This is a genomic window from Flavobacterium pasteuri (genome assembly GCF_048286615.1).
GTDB lineage: Bacteria > Bacteroidota > Bacteroidia > Flavobacteriales > Flavobacteriaceae > Flavobacterium.
The window spans coordinates 40,763-60,796 of the sequence record NZ_JBLVPN010000010.1; the positions used below are offsets into that span (position 1 = coordinate 40,763).

General features: G+C 27.4%; 16 protein-coding genes. 9 read left to right on the plus strand and 7 right to left on the minus strand.

Annotated elements, in window-relative coordinates; genetic code table 11:
* Positions 1–35: 35 nt before the first annotated feature.
* Positions 36–419 (minus strand): hypothetical protein, encoded by a 384-nt coding sequence (locus tag ACNQF6_RS14090; RefSeq protein ID WP_417966550.1) that lies wholly within the window; start codon positions 417–419, stop codon positions 36–38.
* A gap of 1,833 nt (positions 420–2,252) precedes the next feature.
* Between ACNQF6_RS14090 and ACNQF6_RS14095 the strand changes: the two genes are divergently transcribed.
* From ACNQF6_RS14095 to ACNQF6_RS14130, 8 genes are all read left to right on the plus strand, one after another.
* Complete coding sequence (locus ACNQF6_RS14095; protein WP_417966551.1) at positions 2,253–3,389, plus strand: cysteine desulfurase family protein; 1,137 nt, start codon at positions 2,253–2,255, stop codon at positions 3,387–3,389.
* 1 nt (position 3,390) lies between these two features.
* Positions 3,391–5,655 carry a DEAD/DEAH box helicase family protein gene (locus tag ACNQF6_RS14100; RefSeq protein ID WP_417966552.1) on the plus strand — a complete coding sequence of 755 codons (2,265 nt, stop codon included), beginning with the start codon at positions 3,391–3,393 and terminating at the stop codon, positions 5,653–5,655.
* A 1-nt stretch (position 5,656) separates the two neighbouring features.
* Complete coding sequence (locus ACNQF6_RS14105) at positions 5,657–5,875, plus strand: hypothetical protein (protein ID WP_417966553.1); 219 nt, start codon at positions 5,657–5,659, stop codon at positions 5,873–5,875.
* Positions 5,876–5,877: 2 nt separating this feature from the next.
* The gene (locus ACNQF6_RS14110; RefSeq protein ID WP_417966554.1) at positions 5,878–8,004 is read left to right on the plus strand and encodes an AAA family ATPase; all 2,127 of its coding nucleotides are present in this window, start codon (positions 5,878–5,880) and stop codon (positions 8,002–8,004) included.
* Positions 8,004–8,462 carry a hypothetical protein gene (locus ACNQF6_RS14115; protein ID WP_417966555.1) on the plus strand — a complete coding sequence of 153 codons (459 nt, stop codon included), beginning with the start codon at positions 8,004–8,006 and terminating at the stop codon, positions 8,460–8,462. The genes ACNQF6_RS14110 and ACNQF6_RS14115 overlap by 1 nt, the downstream gene beginning before the upstream one ends.
* A 15-nt stretch (positions 8,463–8,477) precedes the next feature.
* Positions 8,478–8,873 (plus strand): hypothetical protein, encoded by a 396-nt coding sequence (locus ACNQF6_RS14120; protein ID WP_417966556.1) that lies wholly within the window; start codon positions 8,478–8,480, stop codon positions 8,871–8,873.
* A gap of 202 nt (positions 8,874–9,075) precedes the next feature.
* Entirely contained in the window at positions 9,076–10,815 is a 1,740-nt protein-coding gene (locus ACNQF6_RS14125; protein ID WP_417966558.1) for an AAA family ATPase, read from the plus strand.
* Positions 10,812–12,029 (plus strand): hypothetical protein, encoded by a 1,218-nt coding sequence (locus ACNQF6_RS14130; protein ID WP_417966559.1) that lies wholly within the window; start codon positions 10,812–10,814, stop codon positions 12,027–12,029. Before ACNQF6_RS14125 ends, ACNQF6_RS14130 begins: the two co-directional genes overlap by 4 nt.
* Here ACNQF6_RS14130 and ACNQF6_RS14135 read toward each other — a convergent pair whose 3' ends face one another.
* Genes ACNQF6_RS14135 through ACNQF6_RS14155 form a run of 5 tightly spaced genes read right to left on the minus strand, consistent with a single transcriptional unit; the run spans position 12,030 to position 18,391 of the window.
* On the minus strand, positions 12,030–12,416 hold the full coding sequence (locus tag ACNQF6_RS14135) for a nucleoside 2-deoxyribosyltransferase domain-containing protein (RefSeq protein ID WP_417966560.1): 387 nt from the start codon (positions 12,414–12,416) through the stop codon (positions 12,030–12,032). It lies immediately after the preceding gene.
* A gap of 1 nt (position 12,417) precedes the next feature.
* A complete protein-coding gene (locus ACNQF6_RS14140) occupies positions 12,418–13,149 on the minus strand; it encodes a hypothetical protein (RefSeq protein ID WP_417966561.1) in 732 nt (243 codons plus the stop codon).
* A gap of 10 nt (positions 13,150–13,159) precedes the next feature.
* Entirely contained in the window at positions 13,160–14,287 is a 1,128-nt protein-coding gene (locus tag ACNQF6_RS14145; protein ID WP_417966562.1) for a phosphoadenosine phosphosulfate reductase domain-containing protein, read from the minus strand.
* Positions 14,284–17,514: a hypothetical protein gene (locus ACNQF6_RS14150; protein ID WP_417966563.1), complete on the minus strand. Its 3,231-nt coding sequence runs from the start codon at positions 17,512–17,514 to the stop codon at positions 14,284–14,286. Before ACNQF6_RS14150 ends, ACNQF6_RS14145 begins: the two co-directional genes overlap by 4 nt.
* Complete coding sequence (locus ACNQF6_RS14155; protein ID WP_417966564.1) at positions 17,504–18,391, minus strand: DUF4007 family protein; 888 nt, start codon at positions 18,389–18,391, stop codon at positions 17,504–17,506. The genes ACNQF6_RS14150 and ACNQF6_RS14155 overlap by 11 nt, the downstream gene beginning before the upstream one ends.
* Before the next feature lie 425 nt (positions 18,392–18,816).
* Here ACNQF6_RS14155 and ACNQF6_RS14160 point away from each other — a divergent pair, with 425 nt between their 5' ends.
* A complete protein-coding gene (locus tag ACNQF6_RS14160; protein WP_417966566.1) occupies positions 18,817–19,422 on the plus strand; it encodes a recombinase family protein in 606 nt (201 codons plus the stop codon).
* A gap of 41 nt (positions 19,423–19,463) precedes the next feature.
* Here the strand turns inward: ACNQF6_RS14160 and ACNQF6_RS14165 are convergent, their stop codons facing one another.
* Entirely contained in the window at positions 19,464–20,015 is a 552-nt protein-coding gene (locus ACNQF6_RS14165; RefSeq protein ID WP_417966567.1) for a hypothetical protein, read from the minus strand.
* Between the last annotated feature and the right edge of the window lie 19 nt (positions 20,016–20,034).

Sequence of the window (20,034 nt, forward strand, 5' to 3'; positions counted from 1 at the left end):
TCAATTGTATTTTCTTTAATTTTATAGCCTCGTAATTAAGCTATTTTTTTACCCATGAAAATTTGTGTTGGGTTAAGTATAAATATATCTGCAAATGGAATAGGTTGTTTTACAAGAACTGTACAAATTCCGCTATAATTCCTAACTGTGTTATTTATTTCACTGTCTAAACCACTACTTTTATTATTATTATTATTATTATTATTATTATTACTTTGATGAGGATTAATATGTCTATCTTTTTCAATTTTGTATGCTTTTTGGTCACTTTTTAATCTTTCAAGTTTTCTGTGATTATAGTCAATTAATTCCAAAAAATCATTTTTACCCGTAAGCCTGAATCTTTCTTTTTCATACCTTATATACTCTTTAAGTTCTATTTGATACTTAATAAATTCTTTGTTATTAGAGTCAATCATTTTTTTTTATTTATAATTTGACTATTTGTAACAACAAAATGGACATATGCTAATAAGTAGATATAAACCAATAATTTTACCGTATAAATTAAATGAATTAAACTCGCCACCTAAATATACAAATGCAAAAACTGCTAAAAAGCAGAAGTCTACTGTATAGAAATTAGCAAATCTGTAGGTGTTTAACCTTAACAGCTAAGGATCTTTTGGACCTAAAGGTCTGCGAATTATTTTCTTTTCCATTTCCACTATTTTTTTAATTGAATTAATTCAAAAAAACTAATATAATTTCGTAACCCCCACTCACAAAAAGTCTCCGCAAAAAACTTGATTAAGTGACTTTTACCTCCAGTCTATCACCAAGAACGTTTTGAAATCAGTAACGATAACAAAATGTTACTCTTGCTTTAAGAGGTCCTCATAATTAGTAATTGCTTGTGCAAATTTTCATTAAAAACAAGCTAAAAAAACAGTTTTTTCTTTCATGATATTTCGCCTTCTACTTTGGAAAGGTTTAAATTCCCTTTTTGTAATATGGTAATGGATGCTTTGGGTAAACTATATGCCAATAAAAATTCATAAATGAGGGCCTATTGTGTATAATTTTGTATTAGGTTTTGAAGATTTTCTTTTTTTTCAGCAATGTTCATAAATTTTTTACTAAATTATATTTTAGAATTAAATTCTAAAAATTCATTTGCTAAAGTATCGAATATTTAATTAGTGGGAATGAGGGAAGCCGTAAAGTGGAAAATATCTTGTGGTAATTTCCTCTTACCATTTATAAAAATATGTTCTTTATTATATTCTAAGTTCTCTTTATCAAGTTCATGACCCTTACAAATTGTCAAAACACCTTCTATACCATTTAAAGTAAGATCATTTTGTATTGCAAAAAACACCTTTATCAAGCATCACGTGATGATTTGGATATAAACAAATTATTTTTCTAGATGATCTTTTCCATTATGAGCGTTTCCCTAATGGTTTAATATGTGCAGCTTCTGCATATTTAACTCCACGAACTGAAATATCAATAGCGCAAACTTGAAAAGAATAATTATAAAAATCTTTTATTTTTATCGATAACTCAGTATCCCTAACAATTCTTAAAGTAGTCGTTGTAACTCGTTTTGGTTCTTTATAACAATTTTATAATGTCTTTTTAACTTCACTTTGTTCTGTACTCAACGAATCCTTGCATTTCACTTACGGTAAGCGCTTTGTTCAAGTTGCCTCACAAAATTTTAACATCCCGCATCAAGCAGAACTTGGTTTGTATTTTTTAAGTAAATTTTCATTTGGTACGAATAGTTTCAACCAATCTCTACCTCTGTTTAGCAATACACGTAACTATTTTTTCATAATTTATTTGAATCTTTTTCATTCCACCGTGGTCACTTTTAAAGCCTGTTTACAATGGTTAACAGTAATTTTGCTACACTATTGCTACACCACTTAATTAAACATCTTAATTCCAACAAAAAAACCTATGCTTTACACAGCATAGGTTTTTTTTTGACTATTCACTCTATAAATTTAATATTCAAATGTATTAGCAATTTCTTTAGATATAAAGATAACGCAATCGAAAAAGAATTTAAAAAAATCTGATGTTTTTTTTCAAATGTGGAAAACCGTAATATTATTCAGAATCAAAACTATAATTTTGCAGTTATTAGAGAGTTACGGCCATAAATAGCATTCAAAACCTCTTCATATTTTATATAGGTTATTTCTTTTAAAATTAATAAGTTTACAGATCATTTTCACTTTCAAAAATTAAAGAATTATATAATGAACATCCAAATCGCATAATATATTATTTCCTGTATGAATAATAAAAATCTGCCTATTTACCTTGACAATGCGTCAACAACCAAAGTTGACTCTAGAGTATTCAATGAAATGCTGCCATTTTTCACAGAATTGTATGGTAATGCATCAAGTAGTCATTATTTTGGAACAATAGCAAAATCAGCAATTGAAAAATCCAGAAAACAAGTTGCATCTCTAATTAATGCTAGTGAAAGCGATATTATCTTTACATCAGGGGCTACTGAATCAATAAATTTTGCTGTAAAAGGTTTTATTGAATCTAACTTTGAAAAGGGGAACCATATCATTACAGTAAAAACGGAACATAAAGCAATCATCGCTACATGTGAATATTTAGAAGAAAAAGGCGTTGAAGTAACTTATTTAGATGTTAATAGTGAAGGATTAGTTTCTTTAGATTTATTAAAAAAAGCAATAAGGCCTGATACCTTTTTAATTAGCGTTATGTATGTTAACAATGAAACAGGTGTCGTTCAACCAATAAATGAAATTGGTGAGATTGCTAAACAGAATAACATTACTTTTTTCTGTGATGCCACGCAGGCAGTCGGGAAAATTTTAGTAGATGTTGTAAAAGACAATATTGATATGCTGTGCTTTAGTGGACATAAACTAAACGGCCCAAAAGGGGTTGGTTTACTTTATAAAAAACACGGCATTGTATTAACACCATTATTGCATGGCGGTGGCCAAGAAAGTGGATTAAGGGCCGGAACTTACAATACTCCGTTGATTGTAGGCTTAGGAAAAGCCTGTGAGATTTCAAGTCAAGAAATGGAAATGGATGCAAAAGTAATAAGTGAAATTAACGACTATTTATTACAGGAATTGTCTCAAATAAAAGGGTTTGTCTTAATAGGTAATATAAAACACAAAACTCCCCATATTAATGATGCTTTGATCCCAGGATTAAACTCCGAAATATTTATAGCAAAAGCTTCTAATTTATCTCTGAGTAACGGATCGGCTTGTACTTCTCAAATTATTAAAAGTTCACATGTTTTAAAAGCAATGGGTTTGACAGATGAACAATGTAATCAAAGCATTAGAATTTCTATTGACAAAACAACAACCACAGTTCAAATTGACGAATTAATAAATTCTATAAAAGCCGAACTAAATATTAATTAAGATGTTAAAAGATGTCAATTGGTCAGAAGACAGAGATTATAATACGGGTAGTACGGACGAACCATTACAGTTCTATTTAGACGCTTTATGTAATAGTACAAGTTTTGACTTATTACTAGGCTATTTTAGTTCTTCAGCAATAAACATACTGTCTTTAGGCTTTGCTAATTTTATTCATAAAGGAGGTAAAATGAAAGCTATTATTAATAATGTGCTTTCGGAAGAAGATAAAAAAGCAATTCAGAAAGGTCAAGATAAAGAAAACTTTTCTACTATATATGACTTTAATAACATCAAAGAATTAGAGTCTTCTCTAGATCAATATGGCAGACACTTTTTTGAGTGTTTTGCTTGGTTGATAGCCAATGATAGGATAGAAATTAAAATTATTAAACCAAAAAATAGAAGAGGCATATCACATTACAAATCTGGAGTTTTTAGTGATGGAGAAAATTCAGTAGGTTTTAATTCAACTTGTAATTTTAGTTACTTTGGCTTTGTTGAAAATTTAGAGCATTTAGATTGTAGTTTATCATGGGAGGACGATAGGTCCTTAAAAAAAATAAAGAAACAAGAAATTGAATTTCAAAATATTTTTTCTGAAGAATCAGAACTAGTTGATTATCTCAAAATTGAAGACATTAAGATTGCAATTAAAGACAAATTTGGTGATAAAAGCATAAATGATTTAATAATTCAAGAAAAAGAATTATTAAACAAACGAGATAAAATATTTAATAATCCTAAAATTAAAAAATCTGTAATTTCAGCATTAGCACAAATAGATGAGTTTGAAAAACAAGAAGGATATCCTAAATTCCCTTTTGTAGAAGGTCCTCGTCAATATCAAATGGAAGCATACCGCAAATGGATTTCAAATGATAGAAAAGGTCTTTTTGCGATGGCAACAGGAACGGGAAAGACTATTACATCATTGAATTGTGTTTTAAATGACTTTAATGAAAACAAATATTATAAATTCATTGTATTGGTTCCTACGACTGCTTTAGCAAAACAATGGGTTGACGAAGTGAAACGTAAGTTTAACTTTCAGAACACAATTATATGTTGTAGTACCAATAGTGGATGGAAAGAGGAACTTAAAACTATTGGTAAAAATGTAGTTTTTAAACGAGAGGTAGATTACGCAATAATAACAACGTATGCTACTTTTAAAGGAGTCAATTTTCAAACAATATTTAAAGATAATTTTGAAAATGATTTTGATAAAATTACAATTATTGCCGATGAAGCCCATACTATGGGGTCACAAGGGTTTATAAAAGTATTACCGAACTACCTTAATAGACGCATTGGATTATCGGCTACTCCAGAAAGACAATTTGATGATATGGGCAATCAAATATTGGCTCAATATTTTTCTACATCTGAAGATGAATATACATACGAGTATAATATGAAAACGGCAATAGAAAATGGGGTGCTATGTAAATATTACTATTATCCTAAAATTGTAAATTTAGAGCAAAGCGAACAAGAGGAATATTTAAAAATTTCAAAGGAATTGTCTAAGTATATTGATCCAGAAACAGGAAGGTATCGAGAATCTGATTATGTCAACAATCTATTAATTAAAAGAAAAAATATAATTCATAAAGCATCAAGAAAAATAAATGAATTAATATCTATAGTTAAGGGAATTGGAAAAGAAAATTTCAACAATGCCTTTATATACGTTCCTGAAGGTATAGAGGTTGATTATACTGAAAATGAAGATGCCATTTTTGATGTTGAAACGGATAATAACAAGTTAATTGATCAATACCTTAGTACTCTATATAATAATTTTGGATTGCGAATGGCAAAATTTACAGGAGAAACCAAAAATAGAGATCAGATATTTGAGCAATTCAAAAATGAAAAATTAGATGCTTTATTAGCAATGAAGTGTTTAGATGAAGGAGTTGATATCCCGCAAACAAAATTTGCAATTTTTTGTTCATCAACAGGAAACCCTAGACAATATGTGCAACGTCGAGGTAGGGTTTTAAGAAATTTTAAAGGGAAAGAATATGCAATCATTTACGACTTAATCGTAAAACCAATAATAGACCATACAGATACCGATGAAAAACTATCCAAGATTGAAAAGAATATATTTTTATCAGAATTAAAAAGACTAGTTAATTTTTCTGTTTTAAGTGAAAATAAAGACTCTTGTTTAAAAAATCTTGAACAGATATGTTATGATCTTGATATCGATATATACGAATTAGCTAACAAAGAACTTGAAAATTATAAATAAAATGAAATCATTAAATGACTCATTACGTGAAGAATTCAGTACCATTCTTACCAAAGAAGAATTCTTAGAGAAGATTCAAAAAGAAGAATTAGATATAAATGTACTAAATAAAGCCTTTGATGTTTTATTGAAATTTAAATCGGATTCGGATTTAACGGATAAGGCTAGAGGTGAATTTGAAAACTATTTAATCAACTATCTTAGAACTAAAAATAATTAAAGATGATTATTAATAAAGTAGAAATAGAAAACTTTTTTTGTTATGTAGGACACAATGAATTTGACTTTGATAAAGGTCTAAATATTGTGTCAGCAAAAAACTCTGGTGGTAAATCACATTTGTTTAATGCTTTTCATTGGACATTTTTCAATAATATATATGTTGATAAAGAAGAAGATACAACAAAAAAGGAATGGAAAGTAGCAGATAAAGTCAATACTTTGCCTGATTATATAGTTTTAAATTCAGATATAGATGATGTCTTCAAGACCTCTATAAAAATAACACTTACAGCTGAGTTTCATGAAAATGAAGAAATAAAAGGTGATTTAGTAGAATATCATTTTGAAAAAGAAATTTTCTTTAAAAAAAGAATTGATGATGTTTTTCCAACTTCTAAACCAGAATTGCAAATTTGGTATGTAATTAACGGAGAAACTAAATATTTAGACAAAGGAGAACATAAATGGTTTTTAGATAAAATCTTCCCTGTTACAATAAGAAAATTTATGTGGTTTCAGGGGGAGACTGTTGATGAGTTATATGATTTCAGTAATACATCAACCTTAAATTATGCAATTAAAGAAATTTCATATTTTCCAATTTATGAAAATTTGGTAGCAATCACTAAAAAAGCAGAATCAAGTATTAGCAACAAGATTGATAATGAATTAAAAAAAGTTAAAAAATTCACTGTCGAACAAGAGAGAATTATAGTAGAGGTAGAAGAGGCTAAAAGAAAATCATCATCATATGATGATAAAATAATTGAGGCTAAAAATGAATTAACAAATTTAGAAGACTCCATAATTAAAGAAGAGGAAAAATTAAAAGGTTTCGATAGATATTCGGATTTAAAAATGAAATTAAATAAATTTGAATATGAAATTAAAGCCGTTAATGATAAAATTGATTATTTATCTGTTCAGAGTAAAGAAAAATTTATTTCAAAATGGATGCTAAATAAATGTGACGATTTAATCAAAAAATCATCAGATAATATGGATGTTTTAAGCAAAGAAATCAAATCATTTCAAAAGTCTGAAAACCCAGTTCCAATCACATTACCTGGCCCAGAATATGTGCAAAAAATGTTAGATGATAATATTTGTTACATCTGTGAAAGAGCTGTAGAAGAAGGCACTGCTCCATATCACGCTTTGAAATCACGTATGGAAGATTTTAAAAACAACCAAGTTCAAAAAACATTATCAGATAACTTTACAGAGCTTAATCGTTTCAGAAGAAATTTATTGACCGAATTACCAGGTATTTCAGAAGAAGTAATGAAAAACGATTCTGATATTGAAAAATTGATTGCACAAAGGAAAAAATTATTAACCCAAAGAGATAATTTGTTTTCAGGTTCGGGTATTGAAAATGCTTCGGAAATATCAATTGGATCAACAAATGCTGAACAGATAATTAATAAGATCAGAAGCTTAAATGCAAGCAAAACGAGTACTGATAGAAGAGTATTAAATTACACAAGTGATAAGAGTTTCGAAGATAGAAAATTACAAGAATTATTAGACCGTAAAGCTAAAATTATTCAAGTTGATGATTCCGTGGAAATTACTGAAATTACTGCAAAAAAATATATTGATGTAATTAATTCTGCCTTGGTTAATCTAAAGAAAACAGCATTAAATAATTTGATTGAAGAGATTACACAAGAGAGTAATATTCTATATTCTAAATATTTAGGTGGTAATACTCAAGGTGAAATTGAAATTGATAGAGGAGTAAGAATTATTGATAAGTTAACTAAAAAAACTTTATCAAATTTAAATACTGCTGAGTTAACAGCACAAAAATTAGCAGTTGCGAACGCTTTTTTATCTTTAAGTGAAAAGAAAATGAATAGATCATTTCCATTATTAGCAGATGCACCAACCTCCGACTTTGATGATGAAAACACATTATTTTTGACCCAAAACTTATCAGGCTCATTTGGTCAAATTATAATAATGTCAAAAGATTACAATAAAATTAAGGGAGAAGAAAGAGCTAATTTTATTGCTAAGGCTAAAATAAGTAAATACTATGAATTAAAAAACGAACTTATTGATAAAGATGGGGCTGACTCTCGAAGTAATAAAAAAACATATATCAATATAATCAAGTAATGGAAAAGCTATTTACAGAAATTAATAAAAGAAATGTACATTACGGTAATAACGTCGAGCAAATTAGAGATATGTTCGCCCGTAAACAAGAGTCATTAAGTAAAAAAGATGATAAATTCTTTTCGAAATACTGGCAAGTTTATGCTTGGTCAGCTATAATTGGTTTTATTAATGACAAAAGAGAATTAGGAGCTGATTTACCTAATCAATCTTCATTTCAGTACCAAATGATTAGTAATGGTTCAGAATCAATCGCACATGCTTTGCTATTGATGGCAATTGGAAAAGTGGAGGCATCTAAAGCTGATGATTTTTTAAATTCACGGAAACTATTGACGATCATAAGTGAATATGCCGAAGGGGGTGCAAAGCACATACTTGAAATTAGACAAACACCAGGTTACGAACGTAAATTTGATAGCCCAGATGATTTTTTATTGGAAGTAGTAAAAAGATAATTAAAATTTTTAGTTATGAATATAGAAGAGTTTGTAAATAATCTAAAAAGAGATAAAGCAAGAGGAAATCTTGCACCGCATCAAATAATTTTATTGATAGCTTTATCTAATATTTATTTTGTTACTAAAAGTAATTCAACAGATATCTATACTTTAAATAATGAATTTCAAAAAGTTTGGAATATCTATAAAAATGAGTTTCCAACAACTAATAATAAGCTAGGAATGCCTTTAAAAGCTTTTGTAAATAAAGGATATTTAACAATACAAATCAGTGAAGAGATAAATGATTTTAGAAATCTTTCAGAACTTGAATCTAAAATTTCAAATCTAGTAATTGAAGATATTTTAATAACTCTTTTTAAGGCAAATAAAGTAGAAGAATATTTAATTAGTAGAATTTCAAAATAATTAAATTGCAAGACTCTAAAAAATGGTTAACCTCTAAAGAAATAAAATCCCTTCTAAAAATAAGTGATTGTAAAGTGATGCACTTACGTTTAGAAGGGAAAATTGAATTTAAAAAAGTGGGAAGAGCTTTTTATTACTTGAATAGTTTGTCTTATTTGGTGGTGTTTTTTGTTTAAATAATAAATAATAGAAGAAAATAAATATGGACCAACTCCTTTTTGTTTGGATCGAAGAATTTAGAAATCTTAAAAATGTTGGATTCAATTTTTCAAACAAGTTCAAAATTGAATATAAGAATGATTCTAATGAGATAGATGTTGTTTTTCTTGATGGCAATAATGCTATAGAAGTTAAAAATGAAATTCATTATTTCAAAGAAAAGGATTATTATTTGGATGATTTTTTTAAAGATGAAGAAAAAAAATATTCAAATATTAGTCAGATCAATGCAATAATCGGTCAAAATTCTTCTGGAAAAAGTAATTTAATTGACTTTATTTTAACTGCTATAAGTAAAGGTAATAGGGATAGATTAAGAAATAATTATTTATTAATTTTTAAACAGGAAAATCAATTAAAATTCTTTGGAAAAACGAAAGGTAATAGTTTAAATAAATCTGTTATTAATAATAATAATTCTAAAATACAGAATGAAGATGTAGATAAGTTATGGGAATCTATGTTTTATTCGAATGTAGCGGATAATAAAGAATATATATTTGAAGGTAGTTCAGTTCATAATTGTTCGTTTTCTAGAATGAGTGAGTTGCAGTCAAATAAAATATCATTTGTTCAATCGAATTATTTTCATGAGGTATGGCATAGACTTAATACTGAAGATTCGCCAGAAAGAAAAGTAAAGTTTGGGTTTAATCCAGTTGCGTTTTTTAGAACTGAAAAGGAAAGTAATATAGATTATAAATTAAGGGGGATTTTAAAGCGATATAGAAAAGCAATTTTTGATGAGTCAGGATCAAATATTAACAGACTTCATTATAGTTTAGTTATAAATTTATTCAGTTTCCTTTATGAAGATTCTAAGGTTTTTAGTGATTTTCTTGATGAATTTGAATTAGAAGATGATATAGCAGAACCTATAGCTGATCTAAACCCTAAATTAATTAAATTTCTAACTGATCATAAATTGGGTAGCTCGTTAATTGATGAAAATGACCTTAGTAAATATTTAGATCTCATAAAGAAAATTTCATTTAATAAAATTGATTTAGGCAAAAAAGATGATAAATATGGGAAAAATATTGTTTTAGAATTTAATGATGTATTTAATGAATTGATAAATGATTATATTCATTTGTTTAATATAGATGGACTTTTCTCTCACGATTGGTCTGAGTTAAGTTCTGGTTTAAAAGCTTATATCAACTTGTTTTCACAATTATTTGATGTAAGTGAAAAAATTAAATCTAAAAATGTTTTAATATGTATTGATGAAGGTGATTTATATCTCCATCCAGAGTGGCAAAAGAATTTTTTAAATGATTTAATTTGGTATATTTCGTTAATATTTAAGGAAAAAAATGTTCAATTAATTCTAACTTCTCATTCTCCATTTTTGATATCCGATTTACCAAAGGAGAATGTAATTTTGATAGATAAGAAGGGTAAACCAGATAGACAATTAAATGAAAAATCCTCTTTTGGCGCAAATATTCATCAATTGTATAATAATCAATTTTTCTTAAAAAATGGTGCAATTGGTGAATTTGCAAAGTATAAAATTTCTAAGCTTTTAGAACAAATAAGTGATACTAAAAAAATAGATGTAGATAAGACAACTAACTTAATTAAGATGATCGGGGAACCTGTGATTAGAATTCGTTTAGAGGAAGTTCTAAAAAATAAAGTTCAATTTCTGGAAAATGAAATTTTAATAGAATGGCATCAAGCCCAAATTGATGCACTAAAATCGAAAATTGAATGATTTATTTAGGAGACATATCAAAAGATATTACTGATAAACATTGGGAATATTTTATTAATTCAGAAGGTTATAAAAAAATTAATGAATATGCAAAAGACGTTACTTTGTCAATAAGAAAACGTGTAATTTTTTACAAATTATTAAAAAGCGAAAAATTACTAAAAAGTATAATTATAGGTAAACCAAATGAGTTGAGAAATTTGATAGATCTATATAATAATGAAATAGTCAATAAAGGTAGAATATTTTCTAAAATTGAATTTGATTTTTATTCTGATTTTATAGTAACTGGAGGATGGAAGAATTCTATATGGAATACAATTAATACGGAAGCAAGTAAATCTTTTACTAAAACTGAAATTAATGAAAGAAAAAAAATCATCAATGACAGATTTAAAGAATTAGAAGATATTTATAAAATAGTAGCTTCAGAAAGCTTATTGCTTAAAAACCTGAAAAATAGATATTTAAAAATTCATTATAACCTTAAGAAAAACCTCATTGATTGGAATAGTTTATTAAAAGATGCTTTTAATTATTCTAAATTCATAGAAAAAACAAATAAATGGAATGCGTATGAATATACAAATGAATTGGGTTTTAATGTTTGTCCATATTGTAACAGAAATTATATTCATACATTACGTACTGAAAAAGGAAGTACAAGACCAGAATTAGACCATTTTTATCCAAAATCAATTTATCCATTTCTTTCTATATCAATATATAATTTAATACCTAGTTGTCATATATGTAATTCAAATTTAAAAGGTTCCATCAATTTTTACAAAAATGAACATTTACATCCTTTTGAAAATGTGAATTTTAATAAGTTAATATTTAAAATAGAATACAAACCGAACGTTTCAATAGCTCCATTATTAAAGTTAGAAGATTTTGAAATAATTTGTGATTTTGTTGATGAGTCTACAGAAGATGAAAAAAGAATAATTAAAAATTCAATAGAAACATTTAAAACAAAAGAACTATTTAATTTTCATAAAGATGTAGCACAAGAAGTTGTATTTAATTCAGTTTATTACAATGAAACAAAAAGAAAAGAATTAGAAAATATTTTAGGCAAAGACATTCGTATTGATGAAAATTTTATTGACCGAGTTATTTATGGAAATTTCACAAATCATGGTGATTTAAGTAAACGGCCACTTTCTAAATTTACAAGTGATTTAGTTGAATCTTTAAAATCTAAATAATTAAATTTCAAAAGTTTTAATATAATCTATAGCTTCTTCTAATGAATTTAAAACAATATTAGAGGAAGCATGACATATTGAAAAGTACCTTTTGAAGCTATCATCTATTTTCGAACGCTCATCAACTAAAATAATTAATTTATTCATTGCCTTTGCATAACCTATTTCCAAAGCTAAGCCATATCCAGAAGGATTATCTTTAGACATATAACCTAACAATATATCACATTTTTCTACATGATATAAATCCCATGATGTATATTTCTCAACATCATTTAAATCATGTTTTTGTGGGTTAAAGTAAATAAAATCATTGCCTAATTTACTCACTACTTCATCATGCCAACCTCCTTTAAATCCTCCAGCTAAATATATTTTTGTTTTCATATTATTTTAAATTTGAAATAGGAAGTCTTTGAGCAATCGAATAAAATATTCTTTTCGAATTTCCTAATAATGGTATGGTTGGAATTAATAAGCAATAGAATACTTTAAAAATTAGATCTGTCTTAATAAATTTTAAATCGATGAATAGTTGAGTTGAAACTAAAAGACAAATTAATATTGATATAGTGGAAATGTGATCAAATAGTGATGAACGAAACATAAAAGTATATACCTTTTGGTCCATTTCAGGATTCCTTGACATCAATATATTTCTAACTTCATTAAATTCCATGTTATCTACTTCAGATAAAGAATTAGATTTTAAAAAATCTTTTGCAGATTTATATGTTGAAGAATTAATAAATTTCAACTTCCAATAATTACTGTGTTTAGACTTAATGTCATTAATTAAATATTCAGCCAATTTATTTTTTACAAAAAACTTGAAAAAAGTGTTTGATAAGTAGATTGTTACTTTTAATAAAAGATCAATGAAAAAATTTTGAAATTTGATTTTAAAAATAGTCAAACTGTATATAATATAACCTAAAATATAAGAAACAACTACTATTAGATAACTTTGAAATAATTTCCAATCAAAAAAGAAATTATTTTGAATACTTAGTGTTGGCTCTATTATTAAATTAAAAACAATTATCAATAAAAATCCCGGAATAAGGTAACCAATAATGTCCCAAATAAACTCCTTAACAGATTTTAAAGCATCCTCCATATTTTAATATTTAAATAAAGCAACTAGCACAACCTTCCCCTTCAGCTGCTAAGATTTCATCTTGCCAACTTGTAGTAGTTTTTGCGTTAGTTTTGTTTTTATGCATTCGTAAATAGTGTTCTTTTTTTATTGAATTTACACGCTCGGGTTTTTTAAGTTCTTGTAGGGGCTCAATAGTCCATGTGTAACCTTCTTTTTCATATTCAATTGCTTTTTCATATAGTGTCGGGTGTTGTTCTAACAACCAAACCCATTCTATTTTTTGCTGAAAGAAGCAAAAGAAACATCCAGAACGACTACGTGAGTAAGTTCCTGTTTTTATTTCTCCATTAATTTCTACTTGATAGTTAAGTGGCAAATAATAAGCAGGAATTCCTACTCCTGAATCATCTAATATTTTAAAAATATCATCGATACCTAAAACTTCATCATTTTCTATCAAAGAGAAACTTTCAAGTTTACCAACAGGATAATCTGTGGTTTTTAGAAATTCAAAAACTACTTTATTAAAAAGTTTTACATCAGTATCAAGTAAGGCGTTTACTTTTTGTTTCTGAGTGAAACGTAAAGAAATTGGCTGCTCTACATATTGTAAGATCATTTCTAATTTTCCTTTTGGTGCAAATAATTTATAATGACTTTTTACAAAATCAATATTTGAATTAGCAAGGAATTTTTTCATTACATCTTCACTCCAAATATTTTTCCTAAATGGAAAAATAGACTGAATGTTTTCTTTTTTCGAAATATACCCTTCTCTGTTTTCATCACCTCGAATACCAACGTAAGAAATTGTTGGTGTTGTACCAATCTCATTTTCAAACGGCTCTAATTTCATTTTTCCAGTACACCAGCGAGCTGTTGCAGATGGTAAATAACCACCATACATAGCTAAAAAATGGTCAAAGGGATTTTTTTCTGGAGAATTTAATTCATCAATAGATTTATATAGACGAATGTTCTTACCTAAAACTGAATTTAATTTATTTATTAAGTCATAAGTTTCTGTCAGCTCTTTTCCTGTATCACAAGTGTAGTATTCTACATCAACATCAGGATGCTTTTGACTCATATAAATAGCCAAAGCGGCACTATCTTTCCCTCCAGAAATACCCAATACATGTTTTATCTCACTCATAACACTAAATCTTCATTCAATTCTGTTGACAATAACTCCATAAGTATTTGCTTACGCTTATGAACATCTAAAGTAACTAATTTTTCTTTTAATTGCATTCTAACATTTTCAAACTCTTTACTATATTCATTTGAAATTATGATTTTATCATTAATCATTTTTCCAGAGCTACCAAATAATTGAATAGACACCATTTTAGTATTTTCTTTTATTGAAAATTCATGAAGGTCTGAAGCTCTTATTAATCCAATAAGAAACTCTTCAAGATTAGTAACCAATAAGGCTTCTTCTTCGTCAATCATTTTATCGATTGATTTCCCTAGAGCTGCATCTGCAACCGATTTTAACCAAGAAGCTCTATCATCCAAAGGAGAAACTAATCTTTTATAAAAAACAGCTTGTTCAGTACCTAAAAGGCTTAAATTAATACTGCTTAATCTGCTTTGGATTTCAAGCTTGTAATTTTCAAAATCAGAATTTTCACAAACAAATGACTGTATAATTTTTTCTTCTATTCTGTCAAGAAGAGCATCATAAGCAGAACGAATTTCTCGAATTGCATCCTGAACATGATAGGTGTATGATTTTAATATTTCTTCATCATCATTTATCGAGATAGTATGAAAACCTAAAGCATTTGGAAATTGATTGAACAAGGCATCTTCTGGATCCCTAGCACTTTTGATAGCTTCTCTCAAACTAATTGCCTTTGGCGAAAGTCTTTTGGTATTGATGGTATACTCATTTAAGCCTCTATTGAATCTTAAGAAATTACCAAAAATGGATAAGAAGGTACTTTTTGTTCCTAATTCTTTATCTCCAACTTGCACAAGTTCCTTATAACTTTCTAAAAGATTTACCTTTAATCCAGAAACATCGTAACTTTTAATAGAATAGTTGGTAGGTGATTTATGTATTAAATCTAGAACATCATCTGTTAGGTAAGGGATAAAACCATTAGCTTCATGGAATAATGCAAAATCTTCTCTGTTAATAATCAAAAACATTGGAACCCAAAATTCAGTAAATCCCTTTTTTAATTTGAAAGGAGCTTTACTCAAAATTTCATATAATTCTCCTAAATTTCTTCGGGAGGAATTAGCTGATTTTACAAAAGCATCACACTCGTTCCAGAGTGGCTGAAAAGATTCATCAATTGGGCTAGAAAAAGTAAAATGATTTAATTTAATGTTTTTTGAATGTATTCCTGTGTCCTTTACCAAAGTAATATAAATTGACTTTTCGGGTGGGAATTTATCATTTGGAAAACCTAAATTATCAACACTCTCATTATTTAATAGATGGCGAATAAAAGATTTTCTTGCTGTGCTAATCTGTGAACTTAAAAACTCCTTATTAACCAATTCATTTTTATAATGAGGAGCAAGTCTAAATTCTATATCACAAATTTTAGATAAGGTTTCATTCAATGCTCTTTTTGACTTTATATTTTCCACTTTACCATTGTAAAACCAAATATTTTGGTCGTTAGAAACGAACAAATTATCTAATACAAATTTCTCTAATTGTTGTTTATGGTATTCAAGTTCTTTATTTAAAAGTTGTATAGCATTTCTATCCTCTTTATGCTTCTTTATTAAGAATTTAAGTTTGTTAATAGTAAATATTTCATTGTGTATATCTTTAGAGTTTTTATAGATAACAAAAAGATTACTACCGGTATTTAAGGAAGATTTTTTAACTTCCTTTTCCTTAATTGAATCATCAAAAAGTAAATTGATATAGCCATCTAAAGCTCCTTCTGCATTTGTGATATTGTTTAAATTTGTTAAGATTCTAAATTCAAAAAAACGAGGAGTCCCTTTTTCAAATGAATTCTTTTTAACTAAAATTACAGGAAAATCTACTAAATCAGATATCGCTTCCGTAACAGAAAAATCATGATTAATTTCTTTGGAAACATCAGCTAATTCTTGTTCTATATCTAAATCGGTTCCTTCAAGAAAATTTAATTTATTACTGTGTTTATAAAATCTAATTATGCCAGACTTATCTAATTTATCAATAGTTTTATCAATAGACACATCGCTATATTCACCAGTGTGGTGAATATATTTTGATATGAATTTTTTATCAAATAAACCTCCAGCTTTAGTAAAAATATTAACTAAACAAATAGTCTTGATTAATTCAGTGACTAATTTATAATCAACATCTTCTATCAATTCTGCGCGTTCTAAAGCTCTAAAGCAAGTTTGCCATTGCGCTCTATGCGGATTATTAAAGCTATAAATTTCGCTTCCTAGTGTATTAACTAAATAATCGAAAACATTTGAAATAGAGTAAAATTTACCCTCCAACAAATTAATAGAAAATTTTGTGTTATCGCTTAAGAAAGTAAATAAAGAACGCTCATTTTGTCCATATCTTTGTAGTGCTTTAACCAAAATATTAGCCGATAACCAATCTAGCGGATATAGTGATTTAGCTAATTCAGGTGTGTTCAATTCATTAAAACCAATAAGATTGCTGCTCTTAATTGCTTTGTTCAGTAAATTAAAACTATCTTCATTTTTCTTAGGTAATTCAAATCGTTCCAGTTTCTTTGAGGCAAAAAACAATAATTGTTCTACAGGTTCATTAAAAAGTAATTCTACAAATCGGCCTTTAATTTTTTCCCATTCAAGTTTTTCTGCCAAATCCAAGGAAGCGGAATAGGATATAAAACTTTGATGTAATGAAATAATGAAAAACACATTTTTAGTATCATCATTTGCCCATTCCGAAATCAATTGCAATAAGTACAAATCATTACTGTCTTTGTTCTTACCTATGAACTCTAAAAATTTGCCAAACTCATCAATTATTAATACTAAACCTTTATTTTTTTTAGATGATGCAATTCTTCTTTTTTCAAGTTCTACAATTATTTCATTTGATGAACCTTCTTTAAGTTTCAAAGTTTTTAATAATGTATCTGTTAGAGAAGTATTATCTCCAACTAATTTTATAAAATCAAAAGAATTATTTTTTGATTCAATAGTATTACTAAAATAAATTTTTTCTTTCAGTAAGTTCTTTTCTAAAGCCCATAGAAATGTAGATTTCCCAGTACCATAATTACCAATCAAAGTAAATGATTTATTGCTTTTCTCAGCACTGTTTACAATGCGTTCGTAAATTTGAATAGCATTTGGAGTAACTACATAATTCAAGTCTTTTGACTCGTCTCTTAAAATGTTAGTTGATATATTGTTATATTCCATAATACGATTCTAATAAATTATTCTGATAGTCCTTTGTTATTCCTTTGATTTGTATTTGACGTATTCCAGCATCATTTTTATATATAAATTCAGGATATTCCATACACAATTCCTCTATTAAACTATCTAAGCCATCAGTTGAGAGACAAAAATATGAACCAAAAGTATTTCTAATTTCATCGTGACTAATATCATTTCTTTCAGCTAAATAGTCTAATAAACAATAAGCTAAAATAGCAACAGGAATATTGTTTCTTACCTCTTTATTAATTCTGTAAATAGTTTCTCCGTTACTGTTTTTGCCATTTAATTGCGATATTAAATTCAGCTCTAGTAAAGGGGAATTAAAATCATCTTCTATAGTTTTTAATGATTTGGTTGGAGTAGCATAAGATTTTGTAAAAACTTTATAGTCAGAGGATAATGTGTTAACACTTACTTCTCTCACATTATAATCACGTAATTTTTTTTCAATGAATTGAATAATCTGGCTTTCGGAAAATTCTAGGCTAACTTTATCATTAAAATATTCAGTAAATATTAGATTGAAAATACTCGCAAAATTTGTTTTACAAATTTGATATTGCAATAACCATAAAGTTCCTTCATCTTCTAAATAAGGATCAAACTTAAAATCACCTAAAAACAGTTTATTAGCTATTTCTAAAATTTCATGTTTGTCGTTAATCAACCCAAAGGATTTCAGCCAATGTTGAATTGATTGTACCATGTTTTTTCCAACACCTAATTTTGAAATTGCAATTTCAGGCCTATTTAAAACACTATATCCCTCATTATCAATTAATTTAATGCCTTTTGAAAGCCATTGTTGCCTACAGTGAAAAGTATCATGACCTGAAAATTTTAAATTATTCATATGTAAATTTTGATACTGCAAGTTAATAAATTTACTATGGATCAATCTATCCAATGACAATTATTATACAAAATTAAACACATTAAGATTAATCATCTGAATTACAGATTAATAAGCTGTATTTTATGTGATTGTCCTAAATTAGTTTGTCTAGATTAGTTAATTTGTAATTACATAATTCAAAATTTAGTCACTATACATCTTTCAATGCAAAAAAAATTAACAAATGATTAATAATTTCAAAATTAGAATTCTACAAAATTTACTCAAGTAGTATCAAAATTAAACTATAGTCAAACGGTAATACAATTCTAATTAAAATCTAACCAATTTTATTGATCCTTAATTGCGTTAAAATCAACCACCCTAAATTTAATACAATTAAATATTGTTCCTTATATTTGTTTCAAAAAAAAATAAAGAACATGCAACCCGCAAAATACATTAGAGTTTCTACCACAGAACAAAATACTTTAAGACAAGAAAATACTACACACAAAACTTATATTGACAAGTGTAGCGGTTCTATTCCATTTAGAGAACGTCCAAACGCAATCAAATTATTGAATGATATTTCGAACAAAAAAATTGACACTTTAATAGTTCATTCAATTGATAGATTAGGAAGGAATGCTTTTGATATACAAACAACATTGAACATGCTAAGTAATCTCAACATAAATGTATATGTAGAAAATATTGGTTTGTATTCCATGATTGAAAACAAACCCAATTCTATATTTAAGATGATTACTGATGTCTTGAGTAATGTAGCAGAAATGGAAAGGACTTCTTTAATAGAAAGGCAGAAAGAAGGTATTATCATTGCAAAAGCTAAAGGAACCTATAAAGGCAGACAATTCGATACAACTGAAACTAAACAACAATTTTTATCTAAATACAATCAATCCCATTTAGAATTGATCAAAGACGAAAACTATTCGATTAGAAAACTCTCATCTATAACTAATTTATCAAATAACACTGTTGTAAAGATTAGAAAGATATTATTTTTAGAAAAACAAGTATAAAACATTCCCACACATTTTACAGCGCAAGAGTTGTTGTTTTTTTATAATTTCAATTTAACGCTCAATTCTCTATAAACATCAACAACTTCTGAATGTGATGTTCTCAATAAAATTTGAAGATATCGTTTCGTGAAATTTCCCTTATAATATTTCTTGAAATATTTTGTATTCGGCTCGTTGCGCTGATCTTTACTTAAATAGAAAGCATGAGAGATAAATTGTTTCCTTTTTTGTTGTTCATATAAAATTCCAGTAGCTTCTCTGTGCATGAACTTTCCTCTGTGATAATAAAGTTTTCTACAACACTTTGCTGTTAGAGGACAAACAAAATACAACACAGAGCCATTACCTATGTTTGAAGCTATTGAAACGATATTAATCCTATAAGTTTCTGTTTTGTTTATTGTCGTTTCAATTGTGTGACTTAAAGTTAAATATTTTTCATTTTCATCAAAAACAATTACTAGATCTACGCTTAAACACTGCCCATTGTTTTTTGTCAAATTAATAACCTCAACTGTTTTACGGTTTCTAAAAAAACCATTTTTATTCAAATCCGTTATACTCAATGTTAAGCAGTTCTCTATCGTCATAATGTTATATATAAGTTAA

Coding starts and splice junctions, on each gene's coding strand:
- ACNQF6_RS14105 (WP_417966553.1), top strand. CDS start 5,657: ATGAAATCATTAAATGACTCATTACGTGAAGAATTCAGTACCATTCTT.
- ACNQF6_RS14160 (WP_417966566.1), top strand. CDS start 18,817: ATGCAACCCGCAAAATACATTAGAGTTTCTACCACAGAACAAAATACT.
- ACNQF6_RS14130 (WP_417966559.1), top strand. CDS start 10,812: ATGATTTATTTAGGAGACATATCAAAAGATATTACTGATAAACATTGG.
- ACNQF6_RS14100 (WP_417966552.1), top strand. CDS start 3,391: ATGTTAAAAGATGTCAATTGGTCAGAAGACAGAGATTATAATACGGGT.
- ACNQF6_RS14165 (WP_417966567.1), bottom strand. CDS start 20,015: ATGACGATAGAGAACTGCTTAACATTGAGTATAACGGATTTGAATAAA.
- ACNQF6_RS14090 (WP_417966550.1), bottom strand. CDS start 419: ATGATTGACTCTAATAACAAAGAATTTATTAAGTATCAAATAGAACTT.
- ACNQF6_RS14150 (WP_417966563.1), bottom strand. CDS start 17,514: ATGGAATATAACAATATATCAACTAACATTTTAAGAGACGAGTCAAAA.
- ACNQF6_RS14095 (WP_417966551.1), top strand. CDS start 2,253: ATGAATAATAAAAATCTGCCTATTTACCTTGACAATGCGTCAACAACC.
- ACNQF6_RS14155 (WP_417966564.1), bottom strand. CDS start 18,391: ATGAATAATTTAAAATTTTCAGGTCATGATACTTTTCACTGTAGGCAA.
- ACNQF6_RS14145 (WP_417966562.1), bottom strand. CDS start 14,287: ATGAGTGAGATAAAACATGTATTGGGTATTTCTGGAGGGAAAGATAGT.
- ACNQF6_RS14120 (WP_417966556.1), top strand. CDS start 8,478: ATGAATATAGAAGAGTTTGTAAATAATCTAAAAAGAGATAAAGCAAGA.
- ACNQF6_RS14110 (WP_417966554.1), top strand. CDS start 5,878: ATGATTATTAATAAAGTAGAAATAGAAAACTTTTTTTGTTATGTAGGA.
- ACNQF6_RS14140 (WP_417966561.1), bottom strand. CDS start 13,149: ATGGAGGATGCTTTAAAATCTGTTAAGGAGTTTATTTGGGACATTATT.
- ACNQF6_RS14125 (WP_417966558.1), top strand. CDS start 9,076: ATGGACCAACTCCTTTTTGTTTGGATCGAAGAATTTAGAAATCTTAAA.
- ACNQF6_RS14115 (WP_417966555.1), top strand. CDS start 8,004: ATGGAAAAGCTATTTACAGAAATTAATAAAAGAAATGTACATTACGGT.
- ACNQF6_RS14135 (WP_417966560.1), bottom strand. CDS start 12,416: ATGAAAACAAAAATATATTTAGCTGGAGGATTTAAAGGAGGTTGGCAT.